Source organism: Scytonema sp. HK-05 (genome assembly GCF_963872035.1).
GTDB lineage: Bacteria > Cyanobacteriota > Cyanobacteriia > Cyanobacteriales > Nostocaceae > Kalymmatonema.
Genome location: NZ_CAWMYC010000163.1, coordinates 25,781 through 38,787, shown reverse-complemented (window position 1 = coordinate 38,787; position 13,007 = coordinate 25,781). Strand labels below are relative to the sequence as shown.

Annotated in this window: 20 protein-coding genes; 11 read left to right on the top strand and 9 right to left on the bottom strand. The window is 41.8% G+C overall.

The features are described from left to right. The first annotated feature begins 55 nt into the window (after positions 1-55). Entirely contained in the window at positions 56-361 is a 306-nt protein-coding gene (locus AACT52_RS38090; protein ID WP_096549332.1) for an element excision factor XisH family protein, read from the top strand. After that, positions 349-687 carry a XisI protein gene (locus AACT52_RS38085; RefSeq protein ID WP_073635444.1) on the top strand — a complete coding sequence of 113 codons (339 nt, stop codon included), beginning with the start codon at positions 349-351 and terminating at the stop codon, positions 685-687. Before AACT52_RS38090 ends, AACT52_RS38085 begins: the two co-directional genes overlap by 13 nt. Before the next feature lie 63 nt (positions 688-750). Here the strand turns inward: AACT52_RS38085 and AACT52_RS38080 are convergent, their stop codons facing one another. From AACT52_RS38080 to AACT52_RS38070, 3 genes are read right to left on the bottom strand one after another with little or no spacing between them, the layout of a single operon-like run. Further along, positions 751-1,641: a hypothetical protein gene (locus AACT52_RS38080; RefSeq protein WP_073635443.1), complete on the bottom strand. Its 891-nt coding sequence runs from the start codon at positions 1,639-1,641 to the stop codon at positions 751-753. Between the two features lie 60 nt (positions 1,642-1,701). Continuing rightward, the gene (locus AACT52_RS38075) at positions 1,702-1,965 is read right to left on the bottom strand and encodes a hypothetical protein (RefSeq protein WP_233154167.1); all 264 of its coding nucleotides are present in this window, start codon (positions 1,963-1,965) and stop codon (positions 1,702-1,704) included. Further along, positions 1,958-2,212, bottom strand: a complete 255-nt coding sequence (locus tag AACT52_RS38070) for a UPF0175 family protein (RefSeq protein ID WP_073635442.1) — start codon at positions 2,210-2,212, stop codon at positions 1,958-1,960. Before AACT52_RS38070 ends, AACT52_RS38075 begins: the two co-directional genes overlap by 8 nt. Positions 2,213-2,589: 377 nt before the next feature. Between AACT52_RS38070 and AACT52_RS38065 the strand changes: the two genes are divergently transcribed. Together AACT52_RS38065 and AACT52_RS38060 are read left to right on the top strand one after the other, a co-directional pair. Next, a complete protein-coding gene (locus tag AACT52_RS38065; protein WP_233154165.1) occupies positions 2,590-3,501 on the top strand; it encodes a helix-turn-helix transcriptional regulator in 912 nt (303 codons plus the stop codon). 86 nt (positions 3,502-3,587) lie between these two features. Then, on the top strand, positions 3,588-4,385 hold the full coding sequence (locus AACT52_RS38060; protein ID WP_073635440.1) for a dienelactone hydrolase family protein: 798 nt from the start codon (positions 3,588-3,590) through the stop codon (positions 4,383-4,385). 153 nt (positions 4,386-4,538) lie between these two features. On the opposite strand, the gene AACT52_RS38055 is transcribed toward AACT52_RS38060, so the two are convergent. Next, entirely contained in the window at positions 4,539-5,102 is a 564-nt protein-coding gene (locus AACT52_RS38055; RefSeq protein ID WP_073635439.1) for a Uma2 family endonuclease, read from the bottom strand. A gap of 188 nt (positions 5,103-5,290) precedes the next feature. On the opposite strand from AACT52_RS38055, the gene AACT52_RS38050 reads away from it, so the two are divergent. The 7 genes from AACT52_RS38050 to AACT52_RS38020 all read left to right on the top strand — a co-directional run bounded on the left by AACT52_RS38050 (position 5,291) and on the right by AACT52_RS38020 (position 8,969). Then, positions 5,291-5,869 (top strand): hypothetical protein, encoded by a 579-nt coding sequence (locus AACT52_RS38050; RefSeq protein ID WP_073635447.1) that lies wholly within the window; start codon positions 5,291-5,293, stop codon positions 5,867-5,869. 272 nt (positions 5,870-6,141) lie between these two features. Next, positions 6,142-6,429, top strand: coding sequence for a type II toxin-antitoxin system HigB family toxin (locus AACT52_RS38045; protein WP_073635438.1), 288 nt, complete (start codon positions 6,142-6,144; stop codon positions 6,427-6,429). Further along, a complete protein-coding gene (locus AACT52_RS38040) occupies positions 6,429-6,662 on the top strand; it encodes a hypothetical protein (RefSeq protein ID WP_073635437.1) in 234 nt (77 codons plus the stop codon). Before AACT52_RS38045 ends, AACT52_RS38040 begins: the two co-directional genes overlap by 1 nt. Before the next feature lie 207 nt (positions 6,663-6,869). Further along, a complete protein-coding gene (locus tag AACT52_RS38035; protein ID WP_073635436.1) occupies positions 6,870-7,094 on the top strand; it encodes a DUF433 domain-containing protein in 225 nt (74 codons plus the stop codon). After that, on the top strand, positions 7,091-7,225 hold the full coding sequence (locus AACT52_RS38030) for a hypothetical protein (RefSeq protein WP_272937136.1): 135 nt from the start codon (positions 7,091-7,093) through the stop codon (positions 7,223-7,225). Before AACT52_RS38035 ends, AACT52_RS38030 begins: the two co-directional genes overlap by 4 nt. Positions 7,226-7,327: 102 nt before the next feature. After that, positions 7,328-7,543 (top strand): hypothetical protein, encoded by a 216-nt coding sequence (locus AACT52_RS38025; RefSeq protein ID WP_073635435.1) that lies wholly within the window; start codon positions 7,328-7,330, stop codon positions 7,541-7,543. Positions 7,544-8,093: 550 nt separating this feature from the next. Continuing rightward, complete coding sequence (locus tag AACT52_RS38020; RefSeq protein WP_073635434.1) at positions 8,094-8,969, top strand: toll/interleukin-1 receptor domain-containing protein; 876 nt, start codon at positions 8,094-8,096, stop codon at positions 8,967-8,969. 314 nt (positions 8,970-9,283) lie between these two features. Here AACT52_RS38020 and AACT52_RS38015 read toward each other — a convergent pair whose 3' ends face one another. The 5 genes from AACT52_RS38015 to nifD form a co-directional block, all read right to left on the bottom strand. Further along, positions 9,284-9,784, bottom strand: a complete 501-nt coding sequence (locus tag AACT52_RS38015) for a DUF3368 domain-containing protein (RefSeq protein WP_073635433.1) — start codon at positions 9,782-9,784, stop codon at positions 9,284-9,286. Continuing rightward, positions 9,781-10,026: a UPF0175 family protein gene (locus tag AACT52_RS38010; RefSeq protein WP_073635432.1), complete on the bottom strand. Its 246-nt coding sequence runs from the start codon at positions 10,024-10,026 to the stop codon at positions 9,781-9,783. Before AACT52_RS38010 ends, AACT52_RS38015 begins: the two co-directional genes overlap by 4 nt. Positions 10,027-10,712: 686 nt before the next feature. Next, complete coding sequence (locus AACT52_RS38005; RefSeq protein ID WP_073635431.1) at positions 10,713-11,033, bottom strand: DUF5615 family PIN-like protein; 321 nt, start codon at positions 11,031-11,033, stop codon at positions 10,713-10,715. Between the two features lies 1 nt (position 11,034). Continuing rightward, the gene (locus tag AACT52_RS38000) at positions 11,035-11,253 is read right to left on the bottom strand and encodes a DUF433 domain-containing protein (protein ID WP_073635430.1); all 219 of its coding nucleotides are present in this window, start codon (positions 11,251-11,253) and stop codon (positions 11,035-11,037) included. 267 nt (positions 11,254-11,520) lie between these two features. Beyond that, positions 11,521-12,963, bottom strand: a complete 1,443-nt coding sequence (gene nifD, locus AACT52_RS37995) for a nitrogenase molybdenum-iron protein alpha chain (protein WP_073635429.1) — start codon at positions 12,961-12,963, stop codon at positions 11,521-11,523. Positions 12,964-13,007: the final 44 nt, after the last annotated feature.

Genomic DNA, 13,007 nt, shown 5'->3' with positions numbered 1-13,007 from the left:
GGTTGCGCTCCCCGCGATGAAAGAATCCCTGTCCTTTTAGGGCAGGGAGTGTCAAATCGACTTGGGTGCAGAACTGTTGCTAGCAGCGACAAAGGATGATCAAAAGATTGCAGTTGAGATCAAAACATTTTTGGCAGCCTCAACGATTTCTGAGTTCCATACTGCAATTGGACAATTTATTAACTACTGCATTGCGTTGGAAGATGATGATCCAGAGCGGCAGCTGTATTTGGCAGTTCCGCTCGACGTTTATAAGCGATTTTTCAGATATCCATTTATTCAAACGGTCATTCGCCGTAACCAAATTCCCCTTTTGGTGTACGACACAGAAAAACAGGAGATTGCAGAATGGATAAGCTAAATTTGTATCGCAAACTCATTCAGGAATTATTGACAGCGCGGGCAAAGTTGCGCTCTGGGAGTGATCCAATAGAAAGTCAAACCATTTTTGATACGACACAAGACCACTATCAGCTTGTGCATCTGGGATGGAAGGATAGCAGTACCCGGATTTACGGCTGTGTGCTGCATGTAGATATCAAGGATGGGAAAATTTGGGTGCAGCATGACGGAACGGAGGATGCAATTGCGGATCAACTCGTGAGGGAGGGAGTTCCTAAGCAGGACATAGTGATAGCATATCATGCACCTCATGTACGGCAGTATACAGAGTTTGCAGTAGGGTGACTTAGAAGCATAAATTCAAATATTGCACCGAACGATTCAATGTGATGTCCAACTGAGCAAGGATCATTCGGAGTATTCTTTCCAAAATAACTTATCTCCTTCTAGCCAGTATTCAGTACCAACTTTTAGGAATCGCTTAGGTATGGGTGCATCTGCTTGTGGATTGTGAATTAACTTGAAATCGGCTCCGAGTTTCCTATAGGCAAAAACATGAGCAGTGCTGTATAAAACAGCGCTAATTCCTTCCGACCCCGGCTCTTCAAAAAAGGTTGTTGGAATTTGAGTTCCGTTTTTTTTGATTACATACTCTTGATAGTCATGATACTGGTTTACTACATTTCTCATACTTAGATTAAATTGAAGCACTTCGTGACCTATAGGAAAGAGCGACTTGACAATCCAGGGAACTGTTAATTCAACAACTTGAACGTGTGGAATCAAAGCTGCGTTGACTGCAATGATGAAGGGTTCACCTTGTTTTACAATTCCATTTTTTCTATAAGTCTGATATTTCGAGTGCTTTTCCTCAATTGCGGCCATTAATCGCAACTTAATTTGGTCTTGCGGTACATCTATAGCAATGTTTGATTCCAACTCAAGTTCTTGAATGGCATCTGGACCACTGCCAGCTGTTACTGCAATAGCCTCAAACCAGGCATCAAGATTTCCAACCTGAACATCTGGGCCTTTGCTTTTACATCTTCTACTCTCTCGCTCAAGAACTGGAAAACCCTGTTCAAGTAATGCTGCTGTAAGGTACATTTCCCAAAAACATTGGTGAAACTGCTTTGTAGCATTATTTTGAAGATCTGGACCCAAATAAGAGGAAGTGCTTTCCCAAAGTTTATTAGTGAAACTCCTCGCATCACATGCACATGCCGACTGTACAAAATCATCTCTCAAATGCCTGTACAGTGGATTATCAACAGTTCCACCGATAAAAAAATCGCTCATTATGAATCGAACTAGATTTTAGTTATTTTTCTCAAGGTGATTATAGCTAGGATTAAACTCTTATAGAGTGCGAGCGATCGCTTCAGATTCTCCTTTGTCCAATGTTTGCTTCAAGAGTTGGGCAAGTGGTTCATTAGTCACCTCTCGGCTTTGAATCCATCCGACTGAAATCGCCTCACGAATTGCTTGAGAACCAGGTCGTTCTTCACTAATTTTCAACTCATCTAGTACAGCACTTGGAATCAGAATTTCACCAAACTGCTGCTGCAAAAGGATAAGCTGATCAATAATCGCCAAATTCAGAATTGGTGAAGTGTTACTCACCACGGGCATAAGTTAAGTCGTCATTCAATTCTTCAAAACTATAGTGCCGCACTACTCCGCGACGAGCAAGCAATTGTCCAAATTCATATTTATCCATCTCAGCAAGTTCTCGTGCTTTGCCAAACGCAAGAATGTCTTGTGTGTAGAGAGCAATAGCTAATTCTCGGCGCAGTTCTTGCTCAATACGCTGCTCCGGTAAACGAAGAGCTTGCACAATAGAGTCAGAGATCGAGATTTGGAGTCCCATCTTCTTTAGATTTATTAATAGCTTGTCTGTTACTATCATGGTACACGCACTCTACATCTGTCACTTGAGGCGGGTTAACAAGACAATGCAGCGGATGGACGAAAGCCCCTGATGGAGTATTCGAGGTTATTTGCTGCCGCTCAACTTTGCCGTTAACAGTCAGAGATATCGCTATGCCCTGGGCGATCGCAATTATTTCCGCTTGACAAAATTTTGAGTAATAGCGCAGATTTTAGCTTGTCTCTGCTGCGATTGCAAAGTAGCGCAGTGCTTTTTAGGCGATTGCGCGGAGCGCAGTGCCGGAGGCGATCGCTCATGCGTGTCGAAAAACAGTCAGAATAGAAGAATCCCCAAGCTGTATAAGCACTCATATGAGAATGCAAGGGCAAACGATCAAAGTTCTTGATTACCGCCAAGAGAATGCATCAGATGCGTTTGTGCCTAAACCCGCTGTTCTCTCAAGCCGCTGTTGGGACAGTATCCATCTTGAACTCCATCAACAGCCAAAGTTTGACGTAGCTGAGCATCAACACACAATGCACGTCATTGCTTCTGGGCTTTCCTGCTCATCAGGCGTCTGCTCATCAGGAGAAAGATGGTTGGATGGAAAGCTGACAAGAGAGACGCGCAATTTGGGAGACATTGCTATCATCCCTGCGGGTATTTCTCATCGTTGTAATTGGAATACCTCAGTCCAGTTTATGATTTTGGCAATTGAGTCTGCACTCCTCAAACAAGTCGGTCAAGATTTGGTTAATTGCGATCGCATTGAACTCATCCCTCATTTTATGACTAGGCAAGATGTATTGATACAAGGTATCCTCTGTGCCTTGAGAGAAGAGTTAGAGTCTGGCAAAATCGGTGGTTATTTGCTGATTGATAGTCTCAAAACGACATTAGCCATTCATCTGTTAAGGAAGTATTGCACCACGCAACCTAAGCTCTCTAGCTATGCTGATGGATTATCCAAATATACGCTGCAACAGGTAACCGAGTATATCAATGAACATCTGCATCAGGATGTAAAGCTAAGTGAGATTGCTGCGATCGCCCAGATGAGTCAATATCACTTCTTGCGTCTGTTCAAGCAAAGTATGGGTGTAACGCCCCACCAATACATTTTGCAATGTCGGATCGATAAAGCCAAATATCTGTTGCAACATAGCGAACTCAGCATTGCAGACATTGCTGCTAGGCTAGGTTTTTGCGATCAAAGCCACTTTACTCGATATTTCAAGCGGATTGTTGGCGTTACACCCAAACAACTCCTCCAAATCCAATCGCAATAATTTACTAAAATCCCGCAACTTTTTTCTAGAGTCCTAAGTAGCACTTTTTCTACAGTAGGATAACACCAAGATAAGCTGAAATAAAGATGGTAGAAATAACAAACATTGAAATTAACACTTACTCTGTCAAAGTACCTAACAACGGCTTAGAAATCGATGCTTACTTAGCTCAACCTGCACATAAGGGAATCTTTGGCGCGGTTATAGTTTTTCACGAAATTTTTGGAGTCAACAGTCAGATTCGAGATGTCACCGAACTAATAGCTAAACAAGGTTATGTAGCAATAGCGCCCGCCATGTATCAACGTATTGCTCCCGGTTTTGAGGTTGACTATAGCCAAGAAGATGTTGGGTATAGCCAAGAAAGCTATCGGCTTGGCTTGCAATACTATCAACAAGTAAAGTATCAAGAAATATTAAGCGATATTCAAGCTACGATCGCCTACCTAAAAACTTTACCCAATGTAAAAGATAATGCGATCGGCGCTATTGGTTTCTGTTTTGGTGGTCATGTTGCTTACATGGCTGCAACCTTACCCGATATCAAAGCAACAGCTTCGTTCTACGGTGGTGGGATTACCACTTCTAGCTATGGTGAAGACACTCCAACTATTAATCGCACCCCTCAAATTAAAGGTACTATTTATGCGTTTTTTGCTACAAGAGATGCATTTGTTTCGCAGGAGGAAAACGAGCAAATTGAGGTAGAATTAAAGAAACATAAAATCAATCATCGTGTGTTCCGATACGACGCAGGACACGGATTCTTCCACGGATTATTTGTAGACCAATACCCATTCTTCAAGCAGCACCCAAGTTACAGTCCCGAAGCTGCTCCTGATGCTTGGCAACATGTTCTAGAACTGTTTCAAAACAACTTGTGATAAAACGATGAATACTCGAAAAAGCCCATTGTTGCAGTGCAAAAAATGCCGCACAGAATTATAGCGGATGATGTTGGCAGAGACGTTCACTTTTTCAGCAAGACGAATTTGGAAAATATTGTCGTTTAGATTTTAGCAGGGTAAGAGCATAACTTACTCAAGCAACCAACCAAACAAGCCTTCTACAGTAAGGTTGAAATCTTTAGCAAATTCTGGTACTGGCAAACGTGTTCCTGGTTCATCGTAAAAAGTGGCGCTTTGATCTGGCGGGTAAACAAACACAGATTGTTCTTCTGGATCAATGAGCCATCCCATCTGAGTTCCATGCTTGAGACAATGCAGAATATTTTTGGTAACTTTAGTTTGACTTTGGTCAGGAGATAGGATTTCGATTGTCCAATCTGGGGCAATTGAGAAGATGTTAGCAACCCCACCATTTTCCTTGCGTGGGATTCTTCCCCATAAAAACACTGAAATGTCAGGTACAATTGAGCGTCCACCAAAGGTACAGCGAAGTTCTGAGAAAGCTCGTGCAATCTGTTTGGATTTTACGACAAAGTTGATTGCAGGTGCTAACTCAGTTTGAATGACGCTATGTTCTCCTTGTGGTATTGGTTTTTGGATAATACGCCCATCAATATATTCACTGGCAGGTTCTGTGTCCGGCAGCTTTAGGAATTCTTGTAAAGTTACAAGTTTAGCAGGGATTTGTACCATTTAAGGTTTCCTAAAGAGGGGTAAATTGCACTGCTTTTATTTGTTATTCTACGAGATGGATATCGAACTTAGCATACGCGAACAAATGGAACGAACCCTACCAGGGATTTGATACCATTAACAAAATGGGCGATCGCCCAAGGGGCACGCTACGCGAACGCACTCATCAGCAGATTTGCAAAAACACTATGGCAAAGCGTAAGAAAAGCAATCTCCAGTGGATTAAAGAAACGCTTGAACTAAAACCTGACCATCGCTGGGAATCTCCATCAGGCTACAAAATTTTTGTAGCAGATCGGGGGTCTGTTCGCTTCAATGTTCCTCAGGATTGGGTTTTTGAGCCACAAGAAAAATCGTTCAAGTTCCTCGATAGAAAACCGCCCAACGATGATTGCTGTTTGGAAGTCTCTTTCAATCGTCTGCCACCTAATGACTGGAGCCAGTTTCCGCTAAAACCCACTTTGAAGAAAATCATACAAGACGACAGCCGCAACGTCATTGAATCGGGAGAAATCTTTACCATCAAGCGCCAAACCGCCAGGATTGTGTGGACAGAGATTAAATTTATCGACACGCAAACAGAACCACGCGAAGCTTTTTCGCGGACTTGCATTGGTTTGGGGTCGAATGTTCAGTGCTTGATTACATTTGATTATTGGGCAGATCAAGCAGAGCAGCTAACACCCGTTTGGGATGAAGTGATACGTAGTCTCACACTAGGGCTGTATATTCGTGACCCAATGACTGGTCTGGCTTTCCCAGACTGAACCTTAAAAAGTAAAAAGTGAATCCCTATAAATATAGCGGTTCCTGTTTTGATGAGGTAGAAAGTAGGGGTAATTGATGTAGACACAAAAGTGCGATGTCTACGACGGGCTACTTCTTGGCCATTTTACTTACGTTTTCATAAACATACCATGGCTTTTTGTCAAGTATAAATTTAAAATTGCTATATATGAGAAGCGATTAAAATACAAGATTAGCGATGAAAAGTGAGTTGAATGCATGACAGAATTATTAAGACATCAGGGGTTTTGACATGCATGTGATTACTCGTAAACGGCTGAATGAATTTGCCAAACTCCATCCAGATACAACGAATGCTTTGGCTCAGTGGTATCGATTGGTAAAGCAAAATCAGTTTGCCTCGTTTGTCGAACTCCGTGAAATGTTTCCATCCGCAGATCAAGTCGGTAAATTGACTGTGTTTAATATTGGTGGTAACAAAGTTCGACTGATTGCCGCAATTCACTACAATCGCCAAAAAATATATATTCGAGCTGTATTAACCCATTCAGAATACGATGAAGGAAAGTGGAAAGAATAATGCAAAGTTTTAACCTCGATCAAACCATCACTGCTTGGTCATCCATTGCCGAAAATGTCTTTGTTCCTCACACCGAAGAGGAATATAATCGCTTGGTCGAAATGCTTGATCGCCTTATCGATCAAGTAGGTGAAGATGAAAGCCATCCGCTGGCGTCTCTAATGGAAGTCATCGGTGTCTTAATTGAAAATTATGAAACTGAACACATTCCTGAGTTAGAGGAAATGGTTTGACTTCACTTACTATCACACAAAGGATGCAATTGCTGTTTGTCTTGGGGGGATATCTACGACAGACTACGTCTACACCTTTCACACAGATCCTTAAATATACACTGGCTTTCGGCAAAGTTGAGGGGATGTCTACAACAATCCATGCTTATGCATTTCCCTGAATTTTCAGCTTTCTTATAATATGGATGGATAACTTACAAATAGCTTATGGACTACCACAACATTATCACGATTGAACCTGGCAAACGTAGCGGAAAACCTTGTATCCGAGGTATGCGAATAACTGTATACGATGTCTTGGAATATCTCGCAGGTGGTATGACTGAGGCGGAGATTCTCGAAGACTTTTCTGAACTCACTTCTGAGGATATTAAGGCTTGCCTTGCTTTCGCTGCTGATCGTGAGAAAAAATTATTTGTCGTGTCCCTGTGAAACTGCTTTTAGACGAAAACCTGTCTGACGAGATTATTCCTAAAATTATAGATTTGTATCCCAACTCAGAACACGTCACTCGCTTCTCAAACATTCAAAATTATCAATTCAGTTGGGGCGATCGCTCATAAAAGCAATTAAATCATCTTTATTACCTTCTTTGAGAGTTGCCACCCCTTACTCTGACTCGTTATTCTTCAGATAGGCGCAAAGGCAGTTAGGGAGAACCTCAAATGTCAACTAATACTTCTGTGGAAGAACGTCTCGCAGCTGTCGAGGCGGCTGTGACGGAGTTGCAAAAACAAGTAGCGGCTTCTCAACCAACAAATTGGCTCCAACAAATTACTGCTTCCTTCAAAGACGAGCCTGCGTTTGAAGAGGTACTCGCTTATGGACGTGCGATTCGTCAAGGCGATGAGCCAATAATCGAAATTCAGGATGAGCCATGAAATATTTGTTGGATACAGATCATTTAAGCATTATCCAACGACAGACTGGTCAAGATTACGTCAATCTTTCAACCCACATGGCTCAATATCCGCTATCGGATTTTGCAATTTCAGTTGTGACGTTTCACGAACAACTTCTTGGTAGCCATACGTATATTAGTCGCGCTCGTAACGAGAGTGAAGTCGTGAAGGGTTATGAGATAATGGTAAGCCTTATACAGAATTCCCATACAGTAAAAGATGTGGCACTGATTAGGATAATATGCCAAAAAATTCTGGCTATCCGCAGAGGATATAGATCAAAATGGTGCATACAGACTCAATTAGGGTAAATGTATGAACAATTTCCATTTAATGTCCAAATAGGGATATTAGGTGGAAAAACTTTGGATAACCACCCCCCATTAAGTAATTATAAGGAAAATTTATGTATAGTATTATAATCTAAGTCTTAAATGGAAAAATTTCAGATAACTATCCAAATCAGGTAATTAGAGGGAAAGTTTCAGTCTAATAACTAGGTAAGTATCTAAATGGAGTATGCACATAAATGATAGTAAGTGTATTTCTTAGCCACAACAAGGAAGACAAACCTTTTGTTAGGAAACTTGCAAGAGATTTGGACAACCACGGCGTTAAAATTTGGCTTGATGAAGCTGAAATAAAAGTTGGAGAATCTTTAATAGGAAAAATTAGAAGTGGTTTGGATAAAGTAGACTATGTTGCTGTTATTTTATCTCCAAATTCAATTGCTTCGTCTTGGGTACAGCGAGAAGTGGATGTAGCTATGAACCAAGAGATTATGGGGAAAAGAGTTAAAGTTCTTCCGATTATGTATCGGAAATGCGAATTACCGGGTTTTTTACTTGGTAAGTTGTATGCTGATTTTACCGAAGAGTCTCGGTATGAAGATGCTTTTGAAAAACTTGTGCGTAGTATTGAGGTTGTGTTTAATAAAAATGCTCTTGAAAGCAATCTTACTGGTGCTACGTTGGGGCAAGCTTTGAACAAAGCAGCGATAATAAATCTTCCTGTATTTAGTCAGCCATTTCACAGACAATTCCAATATATAGGTATGAGCATTGCCTCCGCCTCAGCTGCTGTGGCGCAAGGACCGAATGAAGTCGGCAATATAATTATTGATAATGATGATTGTCATATGCTCCTTGAAGCTGAGGGTAATTTCATCAATTATGTTGAAATTGATCTGAAGAAAACAGCACCTCATTTACAAACACAAGAGTTTGACTCAGTACCAATACTTGGATCGCTTAGTATAAATCCGTCTGAACTAGAACTTGTACGAAAGCAAACACACTTCCACGCTTATTATGATCATAGAAAAAAGCTAAAAATAAGTGTTTCTTGTTTATATGATGAAGCTCCTTTAACGGTAGGCTTTAGTGCAAAATACTATGGAATGTAAAATGGAGAAAAGTGTTAATTCAATGCTGCTAGAATACCTAACAAGCGGCTGCACGCGGAACGGAATTTGATACTTTTGTTATGCTACAAAGTGTAACGTATTCTTTGATTCTACAGTTTTTCTTTGAGCAAAATACCAGCAAAAACTCAAAACCAGACTGAATCAGAGTTATATTGTCTGAAGTATCAAAACAGATTGTTCTTAGATAACCCTAAAACTTGCGTTTAGGCTAGAAATAAGCTCTTTATTATCCCATCACCAAAAAAGCTTGCATTATATGATGTTGAAGTGCGATCGCTCCCAAAACAGTGAATTTAAACTGCCTCATCAGCAGCTTGTAGGATTGCTTCATATAACTGGCTACTCACTCGAAAATCTGCCTGTTCAATCAACTGATTTAACACAGACTTAACAGATGGAATAAAGCTATTACGTTTAGCTTGCAATAAAACACCCAGTAGCCCAGTAACACTGAGTCCATAATTCATAGCCAATGCTCTACCACGACGCTCATCCATCAAGAGTAAATCTGCTCTTAGTTCCAGTGCCAAAATAATTGCTTCAGCTTCGCCCAAATCAATATTGCCTTGGTTTGTTTGAATGTCCATCACTTTTTGAGCATCGGCAACTGTCTGAGTTTGAATCCATGATAGAGTTTGTACTTCAACTGCGCCAGGAACAACCTTTCCTACTGCTACCATTTCGTTATAGACTGCTAGAGGAATAACAATGCTTCCATAGAGTTGCTGCAACAGGTCTAGCTGACCAATGGCTGCGAGATTTGTGATGGGGGAAGTATCACTAACAACAATCACAGCAAGCCCATTGATTGCAAGGTTTTAATATCTGCTTGCAAATCTTCTACATCGTAGTTGATACAAAGTCCCCGTTTTGTCAATTCGCGTTGAAACTCAATCACTGTTAACCCAGTCCAAGCGCGGGCTTTGCCACCACTAATTTTTTCTTGATTGTACAACATGATGGCAATTTCCAGCTTTAATTCATCCTCAGTCATCTTGGTCGATAGGAGAATGTCATCAGGAATTACAACGCTCATAGGTTTGTGCTGGAGAAAAATTAGTTATTCTAAATCTAAGGGTAAACGATCCTGCATAGTAATGGCGGCAGTCGAATACTACGTTTGTGCGGACGGGACAAAGGTTATGGACAACAGTTCAAAGCTATTTGCAACCTCATAACTTAGCCGTTAAAGCAAATGTAGGTTTGACATACCCCAGATGAATTATTCTCTCTTTTGCTCATTGCACCCGTCATCCCCCATCATCTTGTCCAACAAAAGCAAAGTCTACGACGGGGGTAGCTGTGGCACTATTTCATCTAAAAAATAGTCATTTAAAATAGTTTTTAATTTAACAGTTTTTCTTGGAGCAATATGCAATTCAAATTCAAAAACCAGACTCCATAAGAGTTATACTGTCTTAAGCATAAAAACAGATTGTTCCTACATAACCCTAAAACTTGCATTTAGGCTAGAAATAGTCTCTTTTTTCTCCATTTGCTTAAAAAGCTTGCCTTAGCTAAGTTTGAAGCGCGTTGGCGTAGCCCCCCGAAGGCATCGCTAATGGAAGTTATTGGTGTTTTCATTGAAAAAAGATGAAGCTAAAAGCATTCGGTGAGTTAGAGGCGATCGCTTAACTTCAGCTAATATGAATATGCAGTCGCCTGTTGTTGAGTTGGGGCGATGTTTACGACGGGCTACGCCTACTGCTCTCTCCTCTATTTTTACACACCGACTAGCGTGGCTTGTCCTTTAACTGCCGTGGCTAAAGTGGCTAAAACCTTCGGTATTAAAGGCTTTAGATCTATCAAACGGTTGGATTGTGCTTGTAAAACAATTACCGCAATATTGAACTGTGGTAGATTTTGTTGAAATGACAAGTTGCGAGCAACAGTGATGAAAACATCAAACTCTGCTTCTGCAAGGGCAAGAAGTTGACCATTCTTTACCCCCGCCCATCCCATCTGAGGAACCGTTTGCACCTCATAGCCGATAAACTCTCTGGCTAGTTTGCGGTCAATACACTCATCCAACAAGAGTTTCATGCTATGCCATCGTGCCAACAAGCTGCTTTCCAGCCTCCTCAAGCAAGGCGATAACTTGCTCTCTGCTCACAGTCGGAAATCCATCCAAAAAGTCGTTGATCGATTCGCCTGCTTTAAGATAATCCAGAAGCGTCTGCACGGGAACCCTAGTTCCAGCAAAAACTGGAGTACCGCCCATAATTTCAGGAGATGCGCTGATAATTGGGGAGTCTTTAAGCATAAGTTATTGACCTCCGGTTCCATAGCTACTAGTTTATCAATTCTGATGAGATATAACCGCTTCAAACCCCATCACATGACCCTACCTTCTTATCCAACAAATCTGATCACGCCATTTAATCTAAAAAATCGTCATTAAAAATAGTCTTTTATTTAGCAGTTTTTCTTTGAGCAAAATGCAAGGAAATTTTAAAAACCCGACTATATAAGAGTTATATTGTCTAAAGCATAAAAACAGATTGTTCCTACATAACCCTAAAACTTGCATTTAGGCTAGAAATAAGCTCTTTTTTCTGTGACTGCTAAAAAACCTTGCCTTACCTGACTTTGAAGGGCGATGATCAAGTCCGGAGTAATCCCAAGAGTGCATTTGACGGAAAGGAAGACCCATCTTTTGGAAGACATACTTCTCTTTCACACCAGAAGCGATGAGGTCGGGCTTGAGTGCTTTCACAAACTCCTCGAACTCATATGCGGTCACGTCATCATAAACGATGGTGCCGTTTTCGATGTAGTCGGTAGTGCGCTTGTAGTCGTCGTTGTGAGCGAACTCATAACCAGTACCAACCATCTTCATTCCCAAATCTTGGAACGCGGGAACGACGTGGCGAGGACGCAGACCACCAACCATCATGGCGACAGTCTTGCCTTCCAAGCCTGGGCGATACTTAGCGATGATTTCATCCATCACCGGCTGGTACTTGGCGATGATCTTCTCAGCGTTTTCTTGGATCTTCTCGTCAAATTTAGAAGCGATTTCCCGTAAGGATTCAGCAATCTTGGTAGGACCAAAGAAGTTGTATTCCAACCAGGGTATACCGTAAGTTTCTTCCATGTGACGGCTGATGTAGTTCATCGACCGGTAGCAGTGGATGAGGTTCATCTTCACGTTCGGTGTCTGCATCATCTCGTTGATGGTGCCATCACCTGACCACTGGGCGACTACGCGCAAGCCGAGTTCTTCTAGCAGGATACGGCTAGCCCAAGCATCACCACCGATGTTGTAGTCACCGATAATTGCTACATCATAGGGAGTAGACTCAAATTGCAGCTTGCCTTCTTTTCTTTCCTTGTCAGATCTGGTGAACACCCAGTCACGAACCATGTCGTTCGCAATGTGGTGTCCAAGGGACTGGGAAACACCCCGGAAGCCTTCGCAACGTACGGGGACAACTGGCTTGTCAATCTCTTTTGATGATTTCTTAGCTACTGCTTCGATGTCATCCCCAATTAGACCAATGGGACATTCAGATTGAATTGAGACACCACGGTTGAGGGGGAAGAGTTCGTCGAGTTCTTGGATTAGCTTGAAGAGTTTTTTGTCACCGCCGAAGACGATATCGCGTTCTTGGAAGTCAGAGGTGAAGTGCATGGTACCAAAGGTGTCAACACCTGTGGTGCCGATGTAGTAGTTACGACGACCAGACCAAGACCAGTAACCGCAACCCACAGGACCGTGGCTGATGTGGATCATGTCTTTGATGGGACCCCAGACCACACCCTTAGAACCAGCATAAGCACAACCACGAGCGGTCATGACACCGGGAAGGGATTTAATGTTAGATTTAACTCCGCAGTCGCTCTTACCTTCTTCGTATACGTTTAAGTGCTTTTCGCGTTTTTTCTTAGCTTTTTCTGGGTAAGCTTCTAGAACTTCTTTAATTAGTTCTTTTCTTTCTTCGATGATGTTGTTGTTTTCTGGAGGAGTCATTTTTGCCTCTGTTGCACCTAAGGAATGGAGATGGGGGGAGTAGG

Bases quoted from the DNA above. Each gene is read 5' to 3' on its own strand.
- AACT52_RS38055 (WP_073635439.1), bottom strand. From the start codon at position 5,102: ATGGTACAAATCCCTGCTAAACTTGTAACTTTACAAGAATTCCTAAAG.
- AACT52_RS38020 (WP_073635434.1), top strand. From the start codon at position 8,094: ATGATAGTAAGTGTATTTCTTAGCCACAACAAGGAAGACAAACCTTTT.
- AACT52_RS38005 (WP_073635431.1), bottom strand. From the start codon at position 11,033: ATGAAACTCTTGTTGGATGAGTGTATTGACCGCAAACTAGCCAGAGAG.
- AACT52_RS38060 (WP_073635440.1), top strand. From the start codon at position 3,588: ATGGTAGAAATAACAAACATTGAAATTAACACTTACTCTGTCAAAGTA.
- AACT52_RS38040 (WP_073635437.1), top strand. From the start codon at position 6,429: ATGCAAAGTTTTAACCTCGATCAAACCATCACTGCTTGGTCATCCATT.
- AACT52_RS38010 (WP_073635432.1), bottom strand. From the start codon at position 10,026: ATGAGCGTTGTAATTCCTGATGACATTCTCCTATCGACCAAGATGACT.
- AACT52_RS38080 (WP_073635443.1), bottom strand. From the start codon at position 1,641: ATGAGCGATTTTTTTATCGGTGGAACTGTTGATAATCCACTGTACAGG.
- AACT52_RS38000 (WP_073635430.1), bottom strand. From the start codon at position 11,253: ATGCTTAAAGACTCCCCAATTATCAGCGCATCTCCTGAAATTATGGGC.
- AACT52_RS38025 (WP_073635435.1), top strand. From the start codon at position 7,328: ATGTCAACTAATACTTCTGTGGAAGAACGTCTCGCAGCTGTCGAGGCG.
- nifD (WP_073635429.1), bottom strand. From the start codon at position 12,963: ATGACTCCTCCAGAAAACAACAACATCATCGAAGAAAGAAAAGAACTA.
- AACT52_RS38070 (WP_073635442.1), bottom strand. From the start codon at position 2,212: ATGGGACTCCAAATCTCGATCTCTGACTCTATTGTGCAAGCTCTTCGT.
- AACT52_RS38035 (WP_073635436.1), top strand. From the start codon at position 6,870: ATGGACTACCACAACATTATCACGATTGAACCTGGCAAACGTAGCGGA.
- AACT52_RS38045 (WP_073635438.1), top strand. From the start codon at position 6,142: ATGCATGTGATTACTCGTAAACGGCTGAATGAATTTGCCAAACTCCAT.
- AACT52_RS38085 (WP_073635444.1), top strand. From the start codon at position 349: ATGGATAAGCTAAATTTGTATCGCAAACTCATTCAGGAATTATTGACA.
- AACT52_RS38050 (WP_073635447.1), top strand. From the start codon at position 5,291: ATGGCAAAGCGTAAGAAAAGCAATCTCCAGTGGATTAAAGAAACGCTT.
- AACT52_RS38065 (WP_233154165.1), top strand. From the start codon at position 2,590: ATGCAAGGGCAAACGATCAAAGTTCTTGATTACCGCCAAGAGAATGCA.